The sequence below is a fragment of the Nonomuraea glycinis genome (assembly GCF_014646515.1).
Lineage (GTDB): Bacteria > Actinomycetota > Actinomycetes > Streptosporangiales > Streptosporangiaceae > Nonomuraea > Nonomuraea glycinis.
Map to the genome: position 1 here is coordinate 201,279 of NZ_BMNK01000016.1, position 20,887 is coordinate 222,165.

Here is a 20,887-nt window from a genome sequence, read left to right on the forward strand (position 1 = left end):
CTCACCCCTGTGCTCGTTGCGCGAGGCTCGCGCCGATGATCCGGTTCAGCTCGTTCACCATGTCCCGGCCGAACTCGCCGTGGGAGAAGAACGAGTCGAGCGCCGAGGAGATGATCAGCCGCTGCGAGCCCTCGCTGAACGACCCGAGCAGGATGCGGAGCAGCGCGTTGCTCGGCTGGCCGTCAGCCTCAAGGTTGACGCTTCGCTGGCCGTCGACCTTCGCCCCGGTCAACTCCAGGCGCAGCGCCTTGTCCGGATCGACGACCTTCAGCTGATACGTCAGGCTGCCGCGTTCTGACCTGGCACTGATCTTCCCGGCGCCGTTCAGCCTGGCCGGAGCGCCCTTCTTGCCGAGGCTGAACTGGGCGCACGGCTGGACGTAGGCGTACCGGCCGCTCGCCGCGAGTAGCGCGAAAGACAGCGGCAACTCGACCTGGAGAGTCCCGAATTTGGCGCTCTGGCCGGTGACCGACGTGAAATCGCTCACCTTCAGCGAAGTCAGCGCCACCGTGCCCGCACCGTCGTCATTCCAGACCGCGGCGCCGGTGTTCGGCCCGTTGAGCAGGACGCAGACGCCGAGTTGCTCGTTGTAGGTATGGTCGGACAGCGGTTTCCCGGCTACCGCCTTGGGCAGGTCGGCGGCAACCTTCGCTTTGATGCTGTCCCAGCTCGCCGTGACGATGGCTTGCCAGTCAGTTGCCCCGGGCATCTGCGGACCCTCACTTAATGGTGAAAGGTTGGGGGCTCCTGGCGGTGCCATGATGGGTGGCGACCTCGATGTGCACCTCCCCGGCTCTGGCGTTCGCCGGTATTGTCGCCCTGATGAGGATATCGCTGCTCCAGTCTATCTGCGTGGCGACGTAACTGCCGAATTTCACGGTCCCCTTCCGACCATTGAGATCGAAGCCGTGCCCGGCGATGATTATCTTCTCACCGACTTGCCCGCTCGTCGGCTTGAGCTGTGTGATGTAAATAGGCGGCTCTTGGACGGTGAAAGACTTGGTGCTCGAACTGCTCTCGCCGTCAGGGTTCCGAAGATGGATGACCCCGGTTTCGACCACCTCCGGGACCTTGACCGTCAGTTCACCCGCGGTCTTCACGGTCACGTCGTATCCCTCCCTGTCCGGGAAGAATATGACCTGGGTACCGCGCACGAAACCCTCACCCGTGATCCTGATCAGGTCCCGCGGCTTGCCACGGTCCGGATTGAAATTTCCGATCTTGAGCGGCATTCGATCCCCCTGTATCCGCTGATTTCCAGCGTGAGCGTATGGGCGCGTATCCGCGCATAACGCCGGTACTAAGAGAATGTCTCATGAGCCCGGCAGGCGCCAGAAGCCGATCGTAAACAATTGGCAAGCGAATGCCAGTGAGCGGGACGGCGAATACCCGCTGATTTCTCAATTTGACTCCGCGGCCCAGCACAAATACGCCGCAACTGATAACCGTTGCCATAACTCTGCGTCTCGTCGCATTTTTCCTGCGCCGCACGCGAGGGGCGGAGGTCATGCGCGGCGCCGCACGACGCACGGCACTGACATGGAAAGACCTGGCCGGTCGGGCGGCAACCAGGAAGCGTCGCCGCCCGACCGGCACCGTCGATGACCAGCCCGGCTCGCACCGGACAATCGAGTAGGGCTCAGGGGCAGGGCGATTCGATCAGGAGATCCTGTCGAAGCGGAAGGACGTGCGCCCCGCGCTGTCGCTCCAGATGGCGGCGATGGTCGAAGCGCCGCTGGCATTGGTCCGCTGGGCCTGCAGCCGGATCGTGGTCGGCGCGGTCACGGTGATGTACTCGCTGATCGGGGAGGTCGTGTTCTTGGCGATGATCCCGGCGCCGGTCGCGGTGGTGTCGATCAGCTGGCTGAGGATCCGCTCGCTGTTGGGCAGAGCGGCGGCCGCATCGACGTTCCACAGACGGCCGACCATGAACGTGTTGACCGGGGGAACCCCCTGCAGGCGTGCCCGGACGTCCAGGTCGAGCGCGTAGGTGCCGGCCTTGGGCAGGGTGACCTGCAATCCGGTGTCGACCCAGGTGCCCGACGCGGTGGGCTGCAGGTCGACGTTCGCCGGCAGATAGGCGATGCCGAAACGCGCGGACGGGCGGTTGTGGGTGCTGGAGGCCGGGACCGGGGCCGTGGCTGACGCCGAGGCCGACATCATGCCGCTGGCGGCGAGGATGGCGGCGCCGGACGCCAGGGCCGCCAGGCGGATACGCGTGTGCATCGAAGCTATGGCCTTTCTCGTAAATGATCTATGCCTCGCTGTGATCCCCACCTCCGTCTATAACGCACCGTAAGTTATTGATAACGCTGTGCAATGATACGGGCTATCCGTACGTGATTTATGCCAGGAACGTGCACAGCCGGGAGATATCGGATCCCGAGGCCGGCGCCGTCCACACATGCAATCTCCCGACGAGTGACGGACAGAACGCGTAGCGTGACCTTCGTGACCAGCCTGCCCGCTTCCCCGCACGTCATCGATGCCAGCCAGCACTGGGCCGCCCACCGGGAACCTCCGGCGCGGCGAACGCTGCTCACAGCGGCCGCGTCCCTCGCGGCAGCCTGGCTTGCCGGCTGCTCATCGGCCGGCCTGCGGACCGAGGCGGCTCCCGCGTCCCGCCCAGGATCGACTCCCGGCACACCGAAGGCCGCCTACCAGCGGCTGATGGAGGGCAACAGACGCTGGGTGACCAACGAGCTCCAGCATCCGGATCGCGATCCCACCCGCCGGGAGTTGCTGGCCACCGGTCAGCAGCCCTACGCGGCGGTGCTGTCCTGCATCGATTCCCGGGTGCCGCCCGAGCTTGTCTTCGACACCGGCCTGGGCGATCTGTTCGTCATGCGCAGCGGCGGGACGGCCTTGGGGCCCGTCGTCACCGGCTCCGTCGAGTACGGGCCGATGACCAGCGGAACTCCGCTGATCGTCGTACTCGGCCACCAGCGGTGCGGCGCGGTCGCCGCCGCGTACAAAGCCCTGCGGGACGATGAGCCGCTGCCGGGCAACCTCCAGGCGATCACGCACGCTCTGCGTCCGGCCTACGAACAGGCTGTACGGGAGCGCAGCGCCGACCCCATCGAGACGATGGCCAGAGCCCAGGTGAAGCTGACCGCGAACGCCCTGCGCGGCAACCGAGACCTCGCGCCGCTGGTGGCCAAGGGGGACCTGGCCGTGGTCAGCGCGTACTACTCCCTGGACACAGGCCAGGTCGAGATCCTGAACGGCGCACCCGCCTGACCGCAGGCGGCCCCGGCGCGTACGGGCCCGCGCCCGCACGGGGCTCTGGGCCGCCAACGAACTAGTACGCCTGACCGGTGCGTCCTTATGCGATGAGCCGGGAATGAGGCCCCGCCAGAGTGCGGCAGGATCCTCGTCAACGGCAGCTCGGTGGCCGACGGGATCGAGATCAGGCTCAACGCCGCGGGCACCGTGGTGAGCATCGGCAACACGCTCGGCTCGGTCGCGGCCGGTCCCGGATGCCCGCAGGTGGGGACCGCGACGCAGTGCCCGGCCGGTGGGATCGATCGCGTCGACGTGTTCGCGGGGGACGGCGGCGACGCGATCCTGGTCGCCAGCGGCGCGGGGCGTTCAGCCGAGCACGCGGAATGCTCAAGAACCGCCGAGGCTCGACAGCCCGTTGATCGCGATCTCGATCCCCCGCCGCCCGGCGGCCAGGACGTCCTCGTTCGAGCCGCCCTGCTGCTGGGCGACCAGGCCCGCCACGGACAGGGCGCCCATGAAGCTCCCGACCGCCGCCCCGGCCGACACGGGATCCAGCTCGGGATAGACCTCGCACAGGGCCGCCGCCACCCGGGGCTGCTCCTGCATCATGAGCGTCAGCCCGCGGGCCCGCAGCGCGGGCTCGGCGAACATCAGCCGCGCCCGCAGCGGCGACAGCGCGAAGTCCAGCTCGTCGTCATCGGCCAGGCCGCGCACCAGACCGTCGAACATCCGGCTGAGCAGAGCCCCCAGGGGCTCCCCCGGCTGCCGCCCGGCGATCACGTCGAGCATGGCCTGCCCGCGATCCTCGGCCTGCAGGAAGAGCACATCCTCCTTGCTCGAGAAGTACGCGAAGAAGGTCCGGGGCGCCACGTCCGCCGCCGCGGCGATCTCGGCGATGGTGGTCTGCTCGTAGCCCTGCTCGCTGAACAGCCGCACCGCGGCCTCCAGCAGCGCGCGGCGGGTGCGGACCTTCTTGCGTTCACGATGACCTTCCACGACGCCACCATACCGCACACCTTGCTTTTATGCACAGGTTGCAATTTCGCAATCTGTGCGCTTCTCTGGAGGCATGGACATCCTAGAGACGCTGCCGGTCGAGCGGGAAGACCCGTTCGAGCCGCCCGCCGTGCTGAAAGAGCTCCACGGACCGCTGCACCCGATGACCTACGCCGACGGGCGGCCCGGCTGGCTGGTCACCGGCTACGCCGAGGCCCGCGCGGTGCTCGACGACGCGCGCTTCAGCAACACCTCGCAGGGTGCCGCGCCGCCGATCAAGGAGCTGGCGCCGCCCGAGGGGCTGGCCGAGCTGGTGATCCCCCCGGGCTTCTTCATCGCGATGGACGACCCCGAGCACTCCCGCTACCGCAGGCTGCTGACCAGGCACTTCAGCATGCGAAAGATGCGGCTGCTGGAGCCCGGGACGCAGCGGATCATCGACCGTCAGCTCGACGAGATGGCCCGCGCGGGAGCTCCCGCGGACCTGGTCCCCGCGTTCGCGCTGCCGATCCCGTCGCTGGTGATCTGCGAGCTGCTCGGCGTGCCGTACGGCGAGCGTTCGCGCTTCCAGGACACCACCGCGCGGGCGGTGAACCTCGACAACTCCATCGAACAGCGCGGCGCCGCGGGCGCCGAGCTGATGGGCTACCTCTCCGAACTGGTCGGGCGCAAGCGGGCCGACCCCGGCGAGGACCTGCTCAGCGAGCTGGTCGCCGGTGGCGAGCTCGACCACGAGGAGCTCACCGGGGTGGCCACGCTGCTGCTGACCGCCGGGCACGAGACGACCGCGAACATGCTCGGCCTGGGCACGTTCCTGCTGCTGTGCCGCCCCGACCAGGCGGAGCTCGTACGCACGGATCCGGGCGTCGCGGAGACCGCGGTCGAGGAGCTGATGCGCTACCTCAGCGTCACGCACATCGGCCCGATCCGGGTCGCCAGGGCCGATGTGCCGCTCGCCGGACGGACCATCAGAGCCGGTGAGACCGTGACGATCTCCCTCCCCGCCGTCAACCGGGACGCGACCCGCTTCCCCGACCCCGACCGCCTCGACGTCACCCGCCAGGCCAGGCAGCAGCTGGGCTTCGGTCACGGCATCCATCAGTGCCTGGGCCAGCAGCTGGCCCGGCTGGAGATGCGGCTGGCCTATCCGGCGCTGCTGCGCCGCTTCCCCGGGCTGCGGCTGGCCGTACCCGCCGGGGAGGTGCGGCTACGACCGCGGGCCGCCATCTACGGCGTGGCCGCTCTGCCCGTCACCTGGTAGGAGGCGGGGTACGTCAGGCGGCGGCGCGTTCGGCGGCGGGGCGGCGGCGCAGGCCGGCCCGCTGGAGGGACGGCGGCACGTAGGCCTGGTCGAGCGGGGCGACGTCGGTGCCCGGCGGGACGATCTCGTCGATCCGGTCGAGGATGTCGTCGGTGAGTGCCACGTCGACGCCGGCGAGAAGGTCGTCCAGGTGGCTCATCGTGCGCGGCCCGACGATCGCGCTGGTCACGCCCGGATGAGCGATCGCGAACGCCATGGCGAGGTGGGTCAGCGGCAGGCCCACCTCCTCGGCGAGCGAGATGAACCGCTCGACGGCGTCCAGCCGGCGCTCGTCGTTGAGGTGCTTGAAGAAGCCGGCGCGGCGGAGTTCGTTCTGCTGTCCCTTGCGGACGCGGCCGGTGAGCAGCCCCTGCCCGAGCGGGCCCCAGACCAGCGTGCCCATCCCATGGCGCTGCGCGACCGGCAGCACCTCGCGTTCGATGCCGCGGTCGAGCAGTGAGTACGGCGGCTGCTCGGTGTGGAAACGTGCCAGGCCGCGCCGCTCGGCGACCCACTGGGCTTCCACGATGTCGGACGCCGGCATCGTGGACGTGCCGATCGCCCGGACCTTCCCGCTGTGGATCAGGTCGGAGAGCGCGGAGAGCGTCTCCTCGATGTCCGTGGCGGGGTCCGGCCGCTGGATCTGGTAGAGGTCGATGTGGTCGGTCCGCAGGCGGCGCAGCGAGTTCTCTACCGCGGTCACGATATAGCGCCGCGAGGCGCCCTGCTGGTTGGGGTCGTCACCCATCGGGCGGCTCACCTTGGTCGCGAGGACGACATGGTCCCGCCGTCCCTTGAGCGCCCTGCCGACGACCTCCTCGGAGTCGCCGTAGACGTCGGCGGTGTCGATGAGGTTGATCCCCGCGTCCAGCGCTCTGTGGATGATGCGGGCGGAGTCGTCGGGGTCGGGATTGCCGACGTGCGTGGCGAACATCAACGCGCCGAGCGCGTAGGGGCTGACCTTGATCCCGGTCCGGCCGAGCGTACGGTACTGCATACGAGGCTTCCTCACTGATTCGACGCCGCGGAAGGCGGACGTGACTGTCGTGCGGGTGCCGCCTGGGGCACGTGGCACCTGTCCGGTGCTCGGCTCCATCGTGCGGCGGTACGGGCGCCGGCGGGAGAGACGTCCTTATCCGGGGACAGGCCGTCCCTGGCTGCGTCCGGCGTCCGGGGGGCATGGTGGAGGTGTGGACAGAACCGAACTGGCCGACTTCCTGCGCCGCTGCCGTACCCGGCTCGCCCCTGCCGACGTGGGGCTGGCGCAGGGCGCGCGGCGGCGCACCCCGGGACTGCGCCGCGAGGAGGTGGCGCAGCTGGCGGGCATGTCCACCGACCACTACACGCGGCTGGAGCAGGCCAGGGGCTCACGCCCGTCCCGCCAGATGCTCGCCGCCGTGGCCCGCGCGCTGCGGCTGACCGGCGACGAACGGGACCACCTCTTCCATCTGGCCGGCGAGGAGCCCCCACGCAACCGGCCGACCACCGAGCATGTCCGCCCCGGCCTGCTTCTCGTCCTCGACCGGCTGAGCGACACTCCCGCCCAGGTGGTGAGCGACCGCGGCGACATCCTCGCGCAGAACGCGATGGCCAAGGCGCTGCACGGTGACGTGTCCGCCCGCCCCGAGGCGGAGCACAACGCCGTCTGGCTCTTCTTCACCGACCCCTTCGCGCGGGAACGCTTCCCGGCCGAGGACCGTGACCACGCCGCCCAGGTGACGGTGGCGGATCTGCGCGCCACCTTCGCCCGCCGCCCCGACGACGCGCGGGTGGCAGCGCTCGTCCGCAGGCTCCGCGCCCGCAGCGAGGAGTTCGCGGCGCTGTGGGACACCCACCACGTCGCCGTACGCCGCTCCGACACCAAACGCTTCCTGCACCCGATCGTCGGCCTGCTGGAGCTGGACTGCGAGGTGCTGCTGAACCCGGAGCACGACCAACGGCTGATCGTCTACACCGCCCGCCCGGGCAGCAGGTCCTACGAGCGGCTGGAACTGCTGCGCGTGATCGGCCTCCAGAACCTGACCCATGGCTGAACGCTCAACGTGCGGGGTCACCTGTCCATGCCCGCCAGGAGCTTGGCCAGCAGGGTGGCCAGTTGCTCGCGTTCCGCGCCAGTCAGCCCGGCGGCCAGGCGCCCCAGCCCCGCCACATGGTCGGTCAAGGCCCGTTCCAGCAGGTCGCGGCCCGCGCTGGTGAGCCCGACCCGCACTCCGCGCCCGTCACGGGGGTCAGGCTCACGGCACAGCAGTCCTGCGGCTTCCAGCCGGTCCACCCGGTTGGTGGTGGCGCCGGGTGACAGCAGAAGGGCCGAGGCCAGTTCCCCGGGGGAAAGGTCGGCACCGCCACGGTAGAGCGTGGCCAGCACGTCGAACTCGCCGCGGTTGAGGCCGTGCGGGCGCAACGTGGCCGCGATGAGCGTGTTGGCCCGGGCGTCAGCCCTGGACAGGCGGCCGAACAGCGCCATCGGCGCCGCGTCCACGTCCGGCCGCCGGCTTGCCCACTGCCGCACCATCAGCTCCACAGGATCCGAGTCTCGCATGCAAGTATTTTGACATCAAAACAAATATGTGCAACTGTTTTTACATCGAAATACTTTCCCTGAGGAGTCCCATGTCCCCCCGCCATGCTCAGACCGTCCACGACTTCTACGACGCGCTCGCCCGCGGCGACCTGGACGCCGCCGGCGATCTCCTGACCCCCGACGCGGTGCTGCACGTGCCCGGCCGCAGCTCCAACACCGGCGACCACGTCGGCCGGGACGCCGTCATCGGCTTCGTCGCCAAGGCCGCGGAGGTGACGCGAGGGACGCTGAGGCTGGCGGTGAACCGCGTGCTCGCCGACGAGGAGCAGGCCGTGGCCCTGGCCACGTACACCGCCACCCGCCCGGACCGCGCCACTCCGCTGGTGAACAACGTGGCTCACGTCATCACCCTGCGCGACGGGCGCATCGCCGAGTCCTGGCTCTACAGCCGCGACCAGTACGAGGTCGACGCCTTCTGGGGCGAGCTGTCGTGACCGTCCTGACGAGCGCCCGCACCGTCCAGTCCGACCGGGACCGGGCCACCCGGCTCTTCCTGGACTGGTCATGCGATCCACGCTGGCGCGCACAGGTGCACCGCATGACCGTGGAACCGTCCGGCCACGCCGTGACAGGCCAGACGATCGTGGAGGAACTCCGCTTCGCCGGGCTGACCTTCGTCACGCCCACCCGTATCGAACACGCTGACGCCACCCAGGCGCGCTACCGGGGAGGCAGCGCGATGGTGAACGTGAGCGGGACACGGGTGATATCCGCCGTCTCACCCGGCGAGATCCGCCTGACCGCGACCCTGGACATACGGCTGCGCGGCCCGCTCCGGCCGCTGACCGCTCTGCTCGCCCCCTCTTACCGCCGGCTGCAGGAGGCCGACCTCGACCGGCTCGTGGCCCTGCTCGCGCCCGGCTGACGGAATTCGGCGCCGGACCTCGCGTCCGCACTCACGACGGCGGCTCGGTGCCGGCCTGTTCGCGCACCATGTAGTCGGCGTACCAGTCCGGCCAGTCCGGGTCCTCGGCGCCGGTGCGCGCCTCGTGCTCGCCGTGCGCGGCCGCGGCGCGGCGCAGCGCGGCCGCGAGGTCCGACGCCGAGGCGAACGTGGTGAGCGACGGGTCCAGCCGTCCCGGGAGCCGGGTGGTGACCTCCTGCAGAACCCAGCCGTTGCCGTCGGGGTCGCTGAAGGACAGGAACGAGCCGTAGCTCGTGCGCTGCGGATCCGCACCGGCCACCCGGGCGTCGGTCCCGGCGTGGTGGAAGACGCCGCCCGCGTCGTGGAAGACCTCGCTCGGGCCGGCGCCGAGCCGCTTGAGCTCGTCGTAGGCGGCGCCGATGTCATCGACGATCAGGTGCAGGCCCTGAGCCGAGCCCGGCGGCTGGGAGGTGACCGAGGTGCCGAAGATGACCGCGGCCGGCGAGCCGGGCGGGGTCGTCTGTACCACCCGGAAGTCCTCGCCGGTGGTGACATCGGCGTCGAGCCGCCAGCCCAGCCCTGTGTAGAAGTCCTTGGCCCGGTCGACGTCCGCGACCGGCACCACGACGACTTCGAGTTTCATGTCCATGGCCTGTGCCTCCTGAGCTCCTGTCAACGGCCGACACGACGAGATTCGTGCAGTCTGCCCATGGCTGACCTGGGGAAACTCAGGCCAGGGCGTGAGGGCGGCCCTGGTTTCCCCCGCGTGGCCCGGCGAGGCGGATCAGGTCTCCTTCGCGGGCTCGTCGTGGGTGCGGCCGGTCAGGACGGCGGCGGTCAGGGTGAGGTGCCGGGTCAGCACCTCGGCCGCGGTGTCGGCGTCGCGGGCCAGCGCCGCCTCCTCCAGCCGGCCGTGCTCACCGACGGCGTCCCGGCCGGGGGTGCGGCGTGCCGACCACCGGCGAGCCAGCTCGCTCGCGGTCCACATCCGGTCGAAGACCTCCAGCAGGACAGGATTGCCGCACCCCTCCAGGAGGGTGCGATGGAAGAGCCGGTGTGCTTCGGCCCAGGCGTCGCTGTAGTGCTCCCCCTCGTCCTGCGCGTACGCCGGGGTGCGGGCCAGGCGGTGGTGGGCGGCTCGTACGCGGGCCTCCCAGTCGACGTCGCCACGCTCGATGGCCATGCGCAGCATGACCGGCTCGATGGTCCGGCGGGCCTCCGCGATCTCCTGCCAGCGGCGGTCGGAGAAGGCCGGTACGGCGAAGCCGCGGTTGGGCAGCCGGTCGGCGAGGCCCTCGCCGACCACCCGGACGAGCGCCTCGCGGACGACGGCCAGGCTCACCCCCTGGTCCTTGGCGAGGTCCTGCGGTTTGAGCGCGTCACCGGGGGCGAAGTCGCCGCGCATGATCGCGTCCCGCAGGTGTGCGTAGACCTGCTCGGAGAGCATCTGCTTCCCCGGCGAGGTGGCTGCCTGAGTCATGTCCCCATCATAGACGATCCGACCAATAATCGATTATCTTCCCAGCGATCTCGATGAAGGCGCCGCCGACTTGTGGCGAGCGCCGCAGGCCCGTCACGCCAGAAGACTGCGCCAGCGGTCGGCCGACTCCATCATGTCCAGGCTGACCCGCTCCAGGAACGCCCCTCCCCTGGCCATCCGCCGCCCCACGGGCCGGTCCAGCCCGGCCGCCTGCGCCGCCTCGATCGAGGACCGCGCCGCCTCGAGCGTCTGCCGCGAGCTGATCATGATCGAGTGGTACCAGGCGTCGTCGTCGACCACGTAGATGTCGCGACGCCGCCGCGGATCGCGCTCGCGCCGGACATACCCCTGATCGACCAGGTAGTTCACGGCCACGGAGACGGAGGCCGGGCTGACCTTCAGCCTGCGGGCCAGCTCGGCCGCGGTGCGCCTGCCCTCCTCCGACAGCAACAGGTCGAGGTGTACCCGCGCCGTCATCCTCGGCAGCCCCGCCCTGACCGCCATCTCGATGACCTCCGCTTCCCTCGCGCCTTCCGCTTCTCTCGTGCCTTCCGCCGGTACGGCCGCGCGCGGGGGCGCCGGCGTGCCGCGCCGCGCCCGCTGGGCCGTCGCCTGGTGCGCCTGCTGGGGCCGGTAGCCGCTGGGGCCGCCGTTGCGTCCGATCTCCCGGCTGATCGTCGAGGTCGGCCGGTCGAGCCGCCTGGCGATCTCGGCGTAGGAGAGCCCGTCGGCGAGTCCGGCCGCGATGCGCCGGCGGTCCTGCTGGGTCAACCGTCCTCCTGGCATGCCCGCAGTATTGCCTTCGCCGCCATTCATTGCAACGAAGCATTGCATTCGACCCCAGCGTCATCGCACCGATTTATGGCCATGTACCTGGGAGAATGCCTTTTCAAGATTGACAGCAATATCGAAAGCAACGTAGCTTTCGATCTATTCCGAACACGTACTATCGCGAGATGAGGAACCGTCATGGGTGAGCCCCTCCACACCGTCACGACGCTGCCGACCGCGCGCCAGGCCGGCTGTCCCTTCGACCCGCCGGCAGAGCTGATCGACGCCCGCAGTCACAGCCCCATCAGCCGCTACCCCTTCCCCGACGGGCACCAGGGCTGGCTGGTCACCGGCTTCGACCTGGTCAGGTCGGTCCTGGCCGACGCGCGGTTCAGCTCGCGCAAGGAGCTCATGCGCCACCACCCGTTGATCGACTACGGCGACATCGAGGTCCCGCCGGCGCCGCCCGGCGAGTTCCTGCTCATGGACGAGCCGCGGCACGGCCGCTATCGCAAACCGCTGGTGGGCAAGTTCACCGTGCGGCGGATGCGGTTGCTCACCGAGCGGGTCGAGCAGGTCACCGCCGAGCACCTGGACGCCATGGAGCAGGCCGGGCCGTCGGCGGACCTGGTGACCGCGTTCGCCAAGCCCATTCCCGCCGTCATCATCTGCGAGCTGCTGGGCGTGCCGTACGCGGACCGGGGCTTGTTCCAGAAGCACATCGACACGTTCCTCGGCGGGGAGGTCAGCGACGAGGAGCTGTACGCGGCCTACACCGCCACCCAGTCGTACCTCGCTGAGCTGGTGGCCGCCAAGCGCGCCAACCCCACCGACGACGTGCTCAGCGACCTGCTCGACAGCGATCTGACCGATGAGGAGCTGCAGGGGATCGCCCTGATCCTGCTGTCGGCCGGGTTCGACACCACCGCGAACATGCTGGCGCTGGGCACCTTCGCGCTGCTGCAGAACCCGGAGCAGCTGGCCGCGCTGCGCGCCGACCCCGCGCTCACCGACAACGCCGTGGAGGAGCTGCTGCGCTATCTGAGCGTCGCCAAGACTTTCTTCAGAACGGCGCTGGAGGACGTCGAGCTGGGCGGCCGGACCATCGAAGCCGGCACGACGGTCATCCTGTCGCTCAACACCGCCAACCGCGACCCCGAGCGCTTCACCGACCCCCACGCCCTCGACATCCGGCGCCAGGAGGGCGGGCACCTGGCCTTCAGTCACGGCATCCACCAGTGCCTGGGCCAGCAGCTGGCCCGGGTCGAGATGCGGGTCGCGCTCCCCGCGCTGCTCCACCGTTTCCCCACGCTGCGCCTGGCCGTACCGGCCGAAGAGGTCGGGCTGCGCCCGGAGACCGCGGACATCTACGGGGTGCGCAGCCTTCCCGTCACCTGGGAGGCGTGACCGGCGAGGTCGCGTACGACCGGCCGATCGCCTACCGGCATCAGGCGGCGGCCCGCAGGTGGTCGTGCGCCCAGGCCTCGAAGGTCGTGAGCGGGATGCCGAGGGCCCGCGCGTACTCCGGGCGGGCGGGTTGCCCGGCCACGTTCATGTGTTCGTGGGAGATGCCCGCCCACACCGGCATTCCCGCGGCGATCGCCTCCTCCTCGGTCATGTCGGGCGCGGTCAGTTCGGCGCCCACAGCACCGGACAGGACCTTGGCGACCTCCGTCAGCGTCAGGTAGTCGCCGGCCAGCTCCAGCTCGACCCGATCGAAGCGCCGCGGGGCGGCGATGGCCGCCGCGGCGGCCTCGCCGATGTCGTCGACCGCGACGAGGGAGAGCCGGGTGCCGGGCTTGAGCACGGTCGCCAGGCCGCCCTCGACACCGCGGGGGATCATGTACGCCGCGGACGGGAGGAAGTTCTCCATGAAGCAGGCCGGCTTGATGAGCGTCCAGTGCGTGAAGCCCGCCTCGCGGACGCGGTCCTGGATCGCGGTCTTGGTGGTGTAATACGGCGCCAGGGAGGCCCAGCGGCCTTCGGCCCAGCCCGGGCTCTCGACGTGCTGCCCGGCGCCGGAGACAGAGGTGTGCACGAACTGCGGCACCCCGGCGGCCAGCGCGCCTTCGATCAGGTTGACGGCCTGGGCCAGCTCGCCGTCGAAGTCGATGGCGGCTCCCTTGATCGCGGGCATCTGCACCGAGAAGACGGCTCGGGCTCCCTGTGCGGCCCTGACCACGGAGTCGCGGTCCTCGAGGTCGCCGGTGACGAGCTCGGCGCCGAGCGCCTCGACCGCCCTGGCTCGGTCGGTCGCGGGATCGCGGACCAGTGCCCGGACGGGGACGCCGGTCGCGAGCAGGGCGCGGGCGGTGGCGCCGCCCTGCTGCCCGGTGGCGCCGATGACCAGAACGGGGGCAAGATCGGTGGACATGCAGGGTCTCCCATCATTAAACGGCGGACCCCGCCGTTTATATTCAGGTAAGATACGGCGGACCCCGCCACTTAGCAAATGTGAGGTGCCGCCATGCACGTCCAGCGCGCGGACGCCCGGCGCAACTACGCACGCCTGCTCGCCGTGGCCGAGGATGCGATCGCCGCGCACGGCGCCGACGCGTCCCTGGAGCAGATCGCCCGGACCGCGGGCGTCGGTTCCGCCACCGTGCGCCGGCACTTTCCCAGCCGTCACGCACTGCTCAAGGCGGTCTTCCGCGAACGGGTCGAGACCCTGTGCGCCCACGCCCGCGACCTGGGCGACAGGGCGGACAGCCGGGCCGCGCTGCTGGAGTGGCTGAGCGCCGTCACCGCGGACGCGGCGACCATCAGGGGGCTGGCCGTCGCGCTGACCCGCGACCTGGCGGCCGACCCCGGCGCGGAGAACGAGAACTGTGCCTCGGCGCCCCTCACCGAGGCGGGCGACCCCCTGGTGCGCCGCGCCGTGCGCGAGGGCGCGCTGAGACCGGGCGTGACCATTGAGGACCTGCTCACCCTGATCACCGGCATCGCCCTGGCCACGGAGCACCACCAGGACCCCGCCGCGGAGGCCAACCGGCTCCTCGACCTGACCGTGGTGGGGGTCAGCCCCCGTCAAGGGTGAGCGAATCGAGCCATCCGTCGCAGCTCGTTGAACCGCCGGGTGGTGTCACCCAGCTGGCAGATGACGACCGTGGTCCGCGAGTGCGCTCGCGATCGACCGCGGGATGACCGCCGCCTGAGGAGTCCCGTGGACAGGAGCTCGCCGGCCTGCGGAAGTCGCTCGCCGTGACGTACCGCCGGCCTGCGGAAGGCCGCTCACCGTCACGTACCGCCGGCCTGCGGCGCGGCGTGGCTTCAGCGGGGCACGTCCATGCGCTGGGTGCCGATGACCGACAGCAGCCGTAGCGCCTCCTCCGAGGGTGAGCCCGGGACGGCGGTGTAGATCACGACCCGCTGGTCACGGTCGGCGATGTCGAGGACATCGCAGTTGACGGTGATCGGGCCGACCAGCGGATGCTGGAAGGTCTTGCACAGGGTGGGCTCGGCGGACACGTCGTGGGAGGCCCACAGCCGCGCGAACTCCTCGCTTCCGGCGAGCAACTCCTGCACCAGCCCGGTCACCTCCGAGTCGTCGGGGTAACGGGCGGCGGTGGCGCGCAGCCTCTGGGCCGAGTTGCGGGCGAACGCGTCCGCGTCCGACACGCCGAACAACCGCCACCCTTGCGGCTCCGGCCCGAGGAAGGCACGGCGCACCAGGTTGCGATCGCGCCGGGACAGGGCGGAGAAGTCCTCCATCAAGGCGGCCGCGAGATCGTTCCAGGCGATCACCTCGTGGATCGCGGACGTCACGATGGCGGCGGCCAGCGGCAGCCGGTGAAGCAGGTCGAGGATGCTCTGCCGCACCTGGCGCGACGGCCCGGGCAACGGGCCCGGCGGTACGCCGGCGAGGTGGTGCAGGTGGTCGCGCTCGGCGTCCGACAGGCGCAGGGCACGGGCCAGCCCGGCCAGCACCTCACGCGACGGATGCGGACCGCGCGCCTGCTCCAGCCGCGTGTAGTACTCGGTCGAGATGTACGCCAGCTGCGCCGCCTCCTCACGGCGCAACCCCGGGGTACGGCGGCGCGGCCCGGCGGGCAGCCCCACGTCGGCGGGGCTGATCCGCTCGCGCCTGCTGCGCAGGAAGCCGGCCAGTTCTCGTCTGTCCACCCCTGCAGTGTGCCCGCTCGTCACGGCGCCGAGCCAGGTACCACCAGTGCCTGGCTCGGCGGCCCTGCCGGACGGACACCCGGTGGGGCACGACCTCACCGGGCCCGTCGGCGAGGTCGCCTTCACCGACGGCGCGATGATCCAGCGGCCCGGCCCGATGGACGACACGGCGGATCGCCGGGGCCTGACGAGCGCTACCCTGGCCACCGTGAACGCTCCCGCCCGCACCCTCGATCGGCGTATCCGCGACACCCTGGACCGGCTTGAGCGCGACGTCGACGGCTGGTTCGCCACCGCGGATCCGGCCGGCCTGCCGTACCTGATGCCGCTGTCGTTCCTGTGGGACGGCCGGTCCCTGCTCATCTCCACGGCCCGGACCAATCCGACGGCCAGGTTCCTGGAGGCCACCGGCAAGGTGCGGGTGGCGCTCGGCCCCACGCGCGACGTCGTCCTGATCGACGCCGAGGTGCGCGAGGTGATCGCCGCCGCCGAGATCCCGGCCGAGACCGGCGACGCCTTCGCCGCCAAGGCGGGCTTCGACCCGCGCGAGCAGCGCGGCGCCTACCCCTACTTCCGTATCGTCCCGCTGCGGATCCAGGCCTGGCGCGAGGTGAACGAGCTCGCCCAGCGCGACGTGATGATCGACGGCAAGTGGCTCAGCACCCCCGGCACGGATCACTGACCTCCCGCGCATATTCCGTCCATGAGCGCGAACCGGAGGGCGTCAGCCTGCCGGGAAGTCCACGGTGCGGGAGACGTGCTCGTGGGCCCGGATCTCAGTGATCATGGACTCCAGCTCGCCGATCACCGCGTCGTATCCGCCGCTGCCGAGCACCAGCCGGTGCGGCGGATCGTCCTGGCCGATCGTGGCCACGACGGCCCGCGCGCCCTTCATGGGGTCACCGGGCTGCTTGCCGTCATGCTCGATCATGGTCGTCCGGACGCTCTGCAGCATCGGCCGGTAGTCCTCGATGCTCTCCCGTACCGGCTCGCCGGCGAATCCGGCGTACGCGCGGGTACGGAAGGCCCCCGGCTGCACGGCCAGCACCTTGACGCCCAGCGGTGCCACCTCCTGGCGCAGGACGTCGGTCATGCCCTCGACGGCGTGCTTGGCGGCGGTGTAGTAGCCGAAGCCGAGCTCCCCGCGCAGCCCGGCGACGGAGGAGACGTTGATGATCCACCCGCTGCGCCGGGCGCGCATGCCGGGCAGCACGGCACGGGTGACCGCCAGGACGCTGAAGAAGTTCAGCTCGAACAGCTGCCGGACGGCCGCGTCGTCCATGCCCTCCACCGAGCCGTACCAGCCGCGTCCGGCGTTGTTGACCAGGACGTCGATGCCGCCGAAGTGCGCCTCGGCGGCGTTGACGGCCTGGTGGACCTGCTGGGCGTCGGTGACGTCGAGCCGCGGCGTCAGCACCCGGTCGCCGTACGGCTCGGCCCAGCCGCGCAGTTCCTCCGGCCTGCGGGCGGTCAGGGCGACGCGGTCGCCGGACTCCAGGGCCGCGTCGGCGAAGGCCATGCCGAACCCACCGGGCGTGCCTCCAGTGATGAACCAGGTCCTGTTCATGGGTGCTTGTCCCCCGCGTGTCGATGATGAGCGTACGAGTCACTTCGAAAATGAAACCGACTCACTTCGACAATAGCAGTGACAGGTGGGTGCGCCGGACACGAGTCGGCTACGCGGTCATCCGAAGAAGTCGAGGAAGTGCCGGATCACTGCGGCCGGCTGCTCCTCGGCCAGGTAGTGCCCGGTGTCGGCGATCTCGGCCACGCGTACGTCGGTGCCCTGTCCGGGCAGGGTGGCCCGCATGTACGGGAAGTAGCCAGGGTGGGCGAGGCCCAGCAGCGGGGTGCCGACGGGCCGGTAGGTCCTCAGGTCGGTGATGTCCTGGCCGAACGCCTGGTACCAGCCGTTCCCGCCACGGATGGCCGCGGGAGAGGAGTAGTTCTGCCCGAAGACGGCGCGAGCCCGGTTGTCGATCGCGCGGCGATCGACCAGCAGATAGTCGAACACCCAATCCACGACGTCCCGGCCCTGACCGGCGATGAGCTCCTCCGGGAGCCCGCGCACCTGGTTGAACGCGAACCACCACGGGCTCGCCGACGCCTGCCCGGGCCGTGGCAGCATCCGGAACTCGTAGTAGCTGTCGTCGGGGTGCAGCACATCGAGCATCGCGACCTTCCGCGCCGCGGCGGGATGATTGGCCGCGAAGCTGTAGGCCACCATCGACCCGATGTCGTGCCCGGCCACGTGGACCGAGCGGTGGCCCAGCGCCCGGGCCAACTCGTGGATGTCCTTGGCCATGGTCTTCTTGTCGTGACCACCGGCCGGTTTGGCGGTGCCGCCCATGCCGCGCAGGTCGACCGCGATCACCCGGAAGCGCTCGGCCAGGGCCGGCATGACCTTGCGCCACGTCCACCAGGTCTGGGGCCAGCCGTGCAACAGGATCAGCGGCTCGCCCCTGCCACCCGCGACGTAGTGCTGGCGGATGCCGTTGGCCACCACGAAGCCGCTGGTGAAGCCGGGCAAGGACGGCTCCGGAACCTTCCGGTCGCCGCCGTCCGCCGCCCACGCCGTACCGAGGCCGGCGGCCGCCATCGCGGCGGCCCCGCCGCCCACCGCCAAGAACCTGCGTCTGTCCAGTGCCACGCCCACGTCCTCCTCAAGCCGGTGTCGATCGGCCGGGGTTGCTCCGGCCAGGAGCAACAATGGGCGCGGCCCGACGGAACTGGCAAAGGAAGTTGCGGATCCGCAAGGGGGCATGACCGAGCTCCGGAACGACCTGCGTACCGGCGTCGGATCCCACCTGCGCACTGCAGGAGGCCCCGAGGTCTCGCTCGGCCCCCACCCTGCAAGAATTGCTAGCCTGTGGGCTATTAGCTGTCGAATATCCGGCGAGAGAAGAAGGTGAATGTCGACCGTTCCCGCCCGCGAGCAGAGAGACGGACTCCAACCCACCCATGACCACTTCCTGGATCACCCGCCCCGAAACCGACGCCGACCTCGACCAGATCCGTGAGGTCAACCTCGCTGCCTTCCCCACCCCTCAGGAGGCCGACATCGTCGAGGCGCTGCGCGCCGACCCGGCGGCGTGGATTCCCGGCCTGTCCTGGGTCAGCGAGGCGCCCGGCGACGCCATCACCGGGTACGCGCTGCTCACCCGCTGCCACGTCGACGACACCCCGGCGCTCACCCTGGGCCCGTGCGCCGTCAGGCCCGAACAGCAGCGGCGCGGCGCCGGTTCGGCCGCCATCCACGCCGCTCTCGACGCCGCCCGGCAGCAGGGCGAGAACCTCGTGCTGGTGATCGGCCACTCGCAGTACTACCCCCGCTTCGGCTTCGTCCCGGCCTCCCGCCACGGCATCCGGCCGCCCTTCGACGTCGAGGAGAAGTACATGATGGCGCTCCCCCTCGACCCCGCCCGGCCCGTGCCGTCCGGCACCATCCGCTACCCGGCGGCGTTCGGGGTCTGATCCCCGCCGGCCTGGGCGGCGGGCAGCCCGGCCAGCCGCCGGACGGCGGCGAGCCCGTCCGGCGTGCCGGGCCAGTGGCGCTCCAGTGCCTGGGGCCCGGCGCCGCGCACGACCGAGCGCAGCACGAGCGCGACCACGATGGCGTCGTCGGCGTAACCGAGCACGGGAATGAAGTCCGGCACCAGGTCGATCGGCAGCGCCAGGTAAGCCACCAGCAGCCACAGCCGGACGCGGACCCGCCGAGGCAGGGCGGCGTCACGGGCCAGGCGGGAGACGAGCCGCAACAGGTCCGGCAGCAGGCGTATCGCCTCGGTGAGCAGACTGCCCCGAGGCCGGGCGACCGCCAGCGCGACCAGGGCGAGCAGCCACAGCAGGGCCGTCCCACCCACCACCGCCCCGACCACGACCCAGCCGTCCACCGGTCATGCCCTCCCCCGCGTAGGCCGCAATCCGCCCGAACTCTACCTTCCGCTCGGCGGCGAGCTCAGCCCGGCCGAGGTCGATGCCGCGGTGACCGTGACAATCGCATGGTCGAGCGCACCAGACTCGCTGCGGGAGCCGGGCCGACGAATCGCTCGCTTAAGTAATCGAAGGCGACTTTAGAGAATTTCTCGCATGTCGCGTGGCGTGATGAAGAGCTGTTCCGCATTCGGGCAGTAGAGTGCCAACATCGACGTTCAGTAGTCGATCAATTACCAAGTGATGCGATTGCGGACAGGGTCGATATAGCTTCCAAAAGCAGCGGAAGGGGAGTTTTCTCCCCTCGTACGAAAGGGGGACCATATGTCATCCCAGCTGCCCCTTCTGAGCGCCGCACTGGTCATTCTCGCCGTTCTCTGGCTCACCTATTACGCGATCCGGCGGCTCTCCGACGTCGCGCCGACGACGATCGCTGCCGTCATCACCGCGCTGGCCGCACTGCTCACCGCCACCGCGCATCTTCTCGGCCTCCTTCCCGCGTAGCGCCCGCTTCGGCCGTAGCGCCCGCTTCGGTCGTAGCGCCTGCTTCGGTCGTAGCGCCTGCTTCGGTCGTAGCGCCTGCTTCGGTCGTAGCGCCTGCTTCGGTCGCGGCGCCGGCGTAGCGGCGGGCCAGGCGCGCGAAGGCGTCTCTGAGCTCGACCGGGCCGACGACCTCAAGGTCGGCGTCGAACCTGCCGAAGGCGGCGGCCAGGCCGGACCACGACCACGAGCCGAGCGTGAGCCGGCACCGGTCCGGCCCGAGCTCCTCGACGACTCCGTCGCGGGTGTAGTGGGACACGGCGGCGGCCGGCAGGCCGAGGATCACCTCACCACGGCAGGGCCAGTCGCCGGAGTCCCCGGCGCCGCGGAACCTGCCGGCCACGAACGCGGCCACGTCACCCCCGGGGACCTCGCGCGGGGTGAAGCGCGGCCCCGCGGGGATGCGCGGGTTGATCCGATCGACGCGGAAGGTGCGCCAGTCCTCGCGGTCGAGGTCCCAGGCGACGAGGTACCAGAGCCCGCCCCAGGTGACGAGGTGATGGGGCTGCGCCCGGCGCGGCCCCAGGCCCTCGACCGCCGGCGGGGACACGGGCGTGTAGTCGAAGCGCAGCACCTCACGAGCATGTACGGCGGCGCTCAGGGTCATCAGCACCTCGCTGTCGGCCTGCGGGCCCGGCCGGAACGTGGGCCGCTCAACGGCGGTCACCTGGAGCGTGTCGATCCGGTGGCGCAGCCGGGCGGGCATGACCTGCCGGACGGTGTTCAGCGCGCGCGCCGCGGCCTCCTCGATGCCGGCGCCGGCGGTGGTGGCGATCTGGAGCGCGATGGCCAGGGCGACGGCCTGCTCGTCGTCGAACAGCAACGGCGGCAACTCCATGCCCGCGTCGAGCCGGTAGCCGCCGTCGGGCCCCTTGAAGGCCACGATGGGATAGCCGAGCTCGCGCAGCCGGTCCACATCACGGCGCACGGTACGCGGGCTGATGTCCAGCCGCTCGGCCAGCAGCGCCCCCGGCCAGTCCCGGCGCGCCTGAAGCAACGAGAGCAACGCCAGCAGGCGCGCGGAAGTCTTCGGCATGTCTCCCATAGTGCCCCAGAGAAGCGGCCACACCCTGT

Annotated in this window: 25 protein-coding genes; 10 read left to right on the plus strand and 15 right to left on the minus strand. The window is 70.5% G+C overall.

What is annotated here, in order from left to right; genetic code table 11:
- Position 1 precedes the first annotated feature (1 nt).
- The 3 genes from IEY87_RS35090 to IEY87_RS35100 all read right to left on the minus strand — a co-directional run bounded on the left by IEY87_RS35090 (position 2) and on the right by IEY87_RS35100 (position 2,226).
- Entirely contained in the window at positions 2–760 is a 759-nt protein-coding gene (locus IEY87_RS35090; RefSeq protein WP_189143117.1) for a hypothetical protein, read from the minus strand.
- Positions 720–1,232, minus strand: coding sequence for an IPT/TIG domain-containing protein (locus IEY87_RS35095; protein WP_189143118.1), 513 nt, complete (start codon positions 1,230–1,232; stop codon positions 720–722). The genes IEY87_RS35090 and IEY87_RS35095 overlap by 41 nt, the downstream gene beginning before the upstream one ends.
- 427 nt (positions 1,233–1,659) lie before the next feature.
- Positions 1,660–2,226, minus strand: a complete 567-nt coding sequence (locus tag IEY87_RS35100) for a hypothetical protein (RefSeq protein ID WP_189143119.1) — start codon at positions 2,224–2,226, stop codon at positions 1,660–1,662.
- A 225-nt stretch (positions 2,227–2,451) separates the two neighbouring features.
- Here IEY87_RS35100 and IEY87_RS35105 point away from each other — a divergent pair, with 225 nt between their 5' ends.
- The gene (locus tag IEY87_RS35105; protein WP_229699427.1) at positions 2,452–3,240 is read left to right on the plus strand and encodes a carbonic anhydrase; all 789 of its coding nucleotides are present in this window, start codon (positions 2,452–2,454) and stop codon (positions 3,238–3,240) included.
- A 372-nt stretch (positions 3,241–3,612) separates the two neighbouring features.
- Here the strand turns inward: IEY87_RS35105 and IEY87_RS35110 are convergent, their stop codons facing one another.
- Positions 3,613–4,221: a TetR/AcrR family transcriptional regulator gene (locus IEY87_RS35110; protein ID WP_189143121.1), complete on the minus strand. Its 609-nt coding sequence runs from the start codon at positions 4,219–4,221 to the stop codon at positions 3,613–3,615.
- Between the two features lie 73 nt (positions 4,222–4,294).
- Between IEY87_RS35110 and IEY87_RS35115 the strand changes: the two genes are divergently transcribed.
- On the plus strand, positions 4,295–5,482 hold the full coding sequence (locus IEY87_RS35115) for a cytochrome P450 (RefSeq protein ID WP_189143122.1): 1,188 nt from the start codon (positions 4,295–4,297) through the stop codon (positions 5,480–5,482).
- A 13-nt stretch (positions 5,483–5,495) separates the two neighbouring features.
- Here the strand turns inward: IEY87_RS35115 and IEY87_RS35120 are convergent, their stop codons facing one another.
- Positions 5,496–6,518: an aldo/keto reductase gene (locus IEY87_RS35120; protein WP_189143123.1), complete on the minus strand. Its 1,023-nt coding sequence runs from the start codon at positions 6,516–6,518 to the stop codon at positions 5,496–5,498.
- A 193-nt stretch (positions 6,519–6,711) separates the two neighbouring features.
- Here IEY87_RS35120 and IEY87_RS35125 point away from each other — a divergent pair, with 193 nt between their 5' ends.
- The gene (locus IEY87_RS35125) at positions 6,712–7,554 is read left to right on the plus strand and encodes a helix-turn-helix transcriptional regulator (RefSeq protein ID WP_189143124.1); all 843 of its coding nucleotides are present in this window, start codon (positions 6,712–6,714) and stop codon (positions 7,552–7,554) included.
- Between the two features lie 17 nt (positions 7,555–7,571).
- Here the strand turns inward: IEY87_RS35125 and IEY87_RS35130 are convergent, their stop codons facing one another.
- Positions 7,572–8,060, minus strand: coding sequence for a MarR family winged helix-turn-helix transcriptional regulator (locus tag IEY87_RS35130; RefSeq protein ID WP_189143125.1), 489 nt, complete (start codon positions 8,058–8,060; stop codon positions 7,572–7,574).
- 71 nt (positions 8,061–8,131) lie between these two features.
- Between IEY87_RS35130 and IEY87_RS35135 the strand changes: the two genes are divergently transcribed.
- Together IEY87_RS35135 and IEY87_RS35140 are read left to right on the plus strand one after the other, a co-directional pair.
- Positions 8,132–8,536, plus strand: a complete 405-nt coding sequence (locus IEY87_RS35135; protein ID WP_189143126.1) for a nuclear transport factor 2 family protein — start codon at positions 8,132–8,134, stop codon at positions 8,534–8,536.
- Positions 8,533–8,967 carry an SRPBCC family protein gene (locus IEY87_RS35140; RefSeq protein WP_189143127.1) on the plus strand — a complete coding sequence of 145 codons (435 nt, stop codon included), beginning with the start codon at positions 8,533–8,535 and terminating at the stop codon, positions 8,965–8,967. The genes IEY87_RS35135 and IEY87_RS35140 overlap by 4 nt, the downstream gene beginning before the upstream one ends.
- A gap of 31 nt (positions 8,968–8,998) precedes the next feature.
- On the opposite strand, the gene IEY87_RS35145 is transcribed toward IEY87_RS35140, so the two are convergent.
- The 3 genes from IEY87_RS35145 to IEY87_RS47340 all read right to left on the minus strand — a co-directional run bounded on the left by IEY87_RS35145 (position 8,999) and on the right by IEY87_RS47340 (position 11,218).
- Positions 8,999–9,616: a VOC family protein gene (locus tag IEY87_RS35145; RefSeq protein ID WP_189143128.1), complete on the minus strand. Its 618-nt coding sequence runs from the start codon at positions 9,614–9,616 to the stop codon at positions 8,999–9,001.
- Positions 9,617–9,751: 135 nt separating this feature from the next.
- Positions 9,752–10,447: a GntR family transcriptional regulator gene (locus IEY87_RS35150; protein WP_189143129.1), complete on the minus strand. Its 696-nt coding sequence runs from the start codon at positions 10,445–10,447 to the stop codon at positions 9,752–9,754.
- 93 nt (positions 10,448–10,540) lie between these two features.
- Entirely contained in the window at positions 10,541–11,218 is a 678-nt protein-coding gene (locus tag IEY87_RS47340; protein ID WP_372462279.1) for a GbsR/MarR family transcriptional regulator, read from the minus strand.
- A gap of 198 nt (positions 11,219–11,416) precedes the next feature.
- Between IEY87_RS47340 and IEY87_RS35160 the strand changes: the two genes are divergently transcribed.
- Entirely contained in the window at positions 11,417–12,625 is a 1,209-nt protein-coding gene (locus IEY87_RS35160) for a cytochrome P450 (protein WP_189143131.1), read from the plus strand.
- A 40-nt stretch (positions 12,626–12,665) separates the two neighbouring features.
- On the opposite strand, the gene IEY87_RS35165 is transcribed toward IEY87_RS35160, so the two are convergent.
- On the minus strand, positions 12,666–13,592 hold the full coding sequence (locus IEY87_RS35165) for an NmrA family NAD(P)-binding protein (protein WP_189143132.1): 927 nt from the start codon (positions 13,590–13,592) through the stop codon (positions 12,666–12,668).
- 93 nt (positions 13,593–13,685) lie between these two features.
- Between IEY87_RS35165 and IEY87_RS35170 the strand changes: the two genes are divergently transcribed.
- Complete coding sequence (locus IEY87_RS35170; RefSeq protein WP_189143133.1) at positions 13,686–14,255, plus strand: TetR/AcrR family transcriptional regulator; 570 nt, start codon at positions 13,686–13,688, stop codon at positions 14,253–14,255.
- A gap of 233 nt (positions 14,256–14,488) precedes the next feature.
- On the opposite strand, the gene IEY87_RS35175 is transcribed toward IEY87_RS35170, so the two are convergent.
- Positions 14,489–15,340: a helix-turn-helix transcriptional regulator gene (locus IEY87_RS35175; RefSeq protein WP_189143134.1), complete on the minus strand. Its 852-nt coding sequence runs from the start codon at positions 15,338–15,340 to the stop codon at positions 14,489–14,491.
- Positions 15,341–15,386: 46 nt separating this feature from the next.
- On the opposite strand from IEY87_RS35175, the gene IEY87_RS35180 reads away from it, so the two are divergent.
- Positions 15,387–16,022, plus strand: a complete 636-nt coding sequence (locus tag IEY87_RS35180; RefSeq protein ID WP_225277943.1) for a pyridoxamine 5'-phosphate oxidase family protein — start codon at positions 15,387–15,389, stop codon at positions 16,020–16,022.
- Positions 16,023–16,064: 42 nt separating this feature from the next.
- Here the strand turns inward: IEY87_RS35180 and IEY87_RS35185 are convergent, their stop codons facing one another.
- Both IEY87_RS35185 and IEY87_RS35190 read right to left on the minus strand, forming a co-directional pair.
- Positions 16,065–16,907, minus strand: coding sequence for an SDR family NAD(P)-dependent oxidoreductase (locus tag IEY87_RS35185; RefSeq protein ID WP_189143135.1), 843 nt, complete (start codon positions 16,905–16,907; stop codon positions 16,065–16,067).
- A gap of 117 nt (positions 16,908–17,024) precedes the next feature.
- Positions 17,025–17,990 (minus strand): alpha/beta fold hydrolase, encoded by a 966-nt coding sequence (locus tag IEY87_RS35190; RefSeq protein WP_225277944.1) that lies wholly within the window; start codon positions 17,988–17,990, stop codon positions 17,025–17,027.
- Positions 17,991–18,301: 311 nt separating this feature from the next.
- Here IEY87_RS35190 and IEY87_RS35195 point away from each other — a divergent pair, with 311 nt between their 5' ends.
- Entirely contained in the window at positions 18,302–18,814 is a 513-nt protein-coding gene (locus tag IEY87_RS35195; RefSeq protein ID WP_189143136.1) for a GNAT family N-acetyltransferase, read from the plus strand.
- Here IEY87_RS35195 and IEY87_RS35200 read toward each other — a convergent pair.
- The gene (locus tag IEY87_RS35200; protein ID WP_189143137.1) at positions 18,790–19,233 is read right to left on the minus strand and encodes a YkvA family protein; all 444 of its coding nucleotides are present in this window, start codon (positions 19,231–19,233) and stop codon (positions 18,790–18,792) included. The genes IEY87_RS35195 and IEY87_RS35200 overlap by 25 nt on opposite strands.
- Before the next feature lie 364 nt (positions 19,234–19,597).
- Here IEY87_RS35200 and IEY87_RS35205 point away from each other — a divergent pair, with 364 nt between their 5' ends.
- Positions 19,598–19,777, plus strand: coding sequence for a hypothetical protein (locus IEY87_RS35205; protein ID WP_189143138.1), 180 nt, complete (start codon positions 19,598–19,600; stop codon positions 19,775–19,777).
- On the opposite strand, the gene IEY87_RS35210 is transcribed toward IEY87_RS35205, so the two are convergent.
- Complete coding sequence (locus tag IEY87_RS35210; protein WP_189143139.1) at positions 19,737–20,849, minus strand: helix-turn-helix transcriptional regulator; 1,113 nt, start codon at positions 20,847–20,849, stop codon at positions 19,737–19,739. The two genes, IEY87_RS35205 and IEY87_RS35210, sit on opposite strands and share 41 nt — an antisense overlap.
- Positions 20,850–20,887 lie beyond the last annotated feature (38 nt).

Excerpts from the sequence above, each read along its gene's own strand:
- IEY87_RS35130 (WP_189143125.1), bottom strand. The coding sequence starts at position 8,060 with ATGCGAGACTCGGATCCTGTGGAGCTGATGGTGCGGCAGTGGGCAAGC.
- IEY87_RS35150 (WP_189143129.1), bottom strand. The coding sequence starts at position 10,447 with ATGACTCAGGCAGCCACCTCGCCGGGGAAGCAGATGCTCTCCGAGCAG.
- IEY87_RS35170 (WP_189143133.1), top strand. The coding sequence starts at position 13,686 with ATGCACGTCCAGCGCGCGGACGCCCGGCGCAACTACGCACGCCTGCTC.
- IEY87_RS35115 (WP_189143122.1), top strand. The coding sequence starts at position 4,295 with ATGGACATCCTAGAGACGCTGCCGGTCGAGCGGGAAGACCCGTTCGAG.
- IEY87_RS35210 (WP_189143139.1), bottom strand. The coding sequence starts at position 20,849 with ATGCCGAAGACTTCCGCGCGCCTGCTGGCGTTGCTCTCGTTGCTTCAG.
- IEY87_RS35185 (WP_189143135.1), bottom strand. The coding sequence starts at position 16,907 with ATGAACAGGACCTGGTTCATCACTGGAGGCACGCCCGGTGGGTTCGGC.
- IEY87_RS35135 (WP_189143126.1), top strand. The coding sequence starts at position 8,132 with ATGTCCCCCCGCCATGCTCAGACCGTCCACGACTTCTACGACGCGCTC.
- IEY87_RS35145 (WP_189143128.1), bottom strand. The coding sequence starts at position 9,616 with ATGGACATGAAACTCGAAGTCGTCGTGGTGCCGGTCGCGGACGTCGAC.
- IEY87_RS35165 (WP_189143132.1), bottom strand. The coding sequence starts at position 13,592 with ATGTCCACCGATCTTGCCCCCGTTCTGGTCATCGGCGCCACCGGGCAG.
- IEY87_RS35160 (WP_189143131.1), top strand. The coding sequence starts at position 11,417 with ATGGGTGAGCCCCTCCACACCGTCACGACGCTGCCGACCGCGCGCCAG.
- IEY87_RS35195 (WP_189143136.1), top strand. The coding sequence starts at position 18,302 with ATGACCACTTCCTGGATCACCCGCCCCGAAACCGACGCCGACCTCGAC.
- IEY87_RS35120 (WP_189143123.1), bottom strand. The coding sequence starts at position 6,518 with ATGCAGTACCGTACGCTCGGCCGGACCGGGATCAAGGTCAGCCCCTAC.
- IEY87_RS35205 (WP_189143138.1), top strand. The coding sequence starts at position 19,598 with ATGTCATCCCAGCTGCCCCTTCTGAGCGCCGCACTGGTCATTCTCGCC.
- IEY87_RS35090 (WP_189143117.1), bottom strand. The coding sequence starts at position 760 with ATGGCACCGCCAGGAGCCCCCAACCTTTCACCATTAAGTGAGGGTCCG.
- IEY87_RS35095 (WP_189143118.1), bottom strand. The coding sequence starts at position 1,232 with ATGCCGCTCAAGATCGGAAATTTCAATCCGGACCGTGGCAAGCCGCGG.
- IEY87_RS35100 (WP_189143119.1), bottom strand. The coding sequence starts at position 2,226 with ATGCACACGCGTATCCGCCTGGCGGCCCTGGCGTCCGGCGCCGCCATC.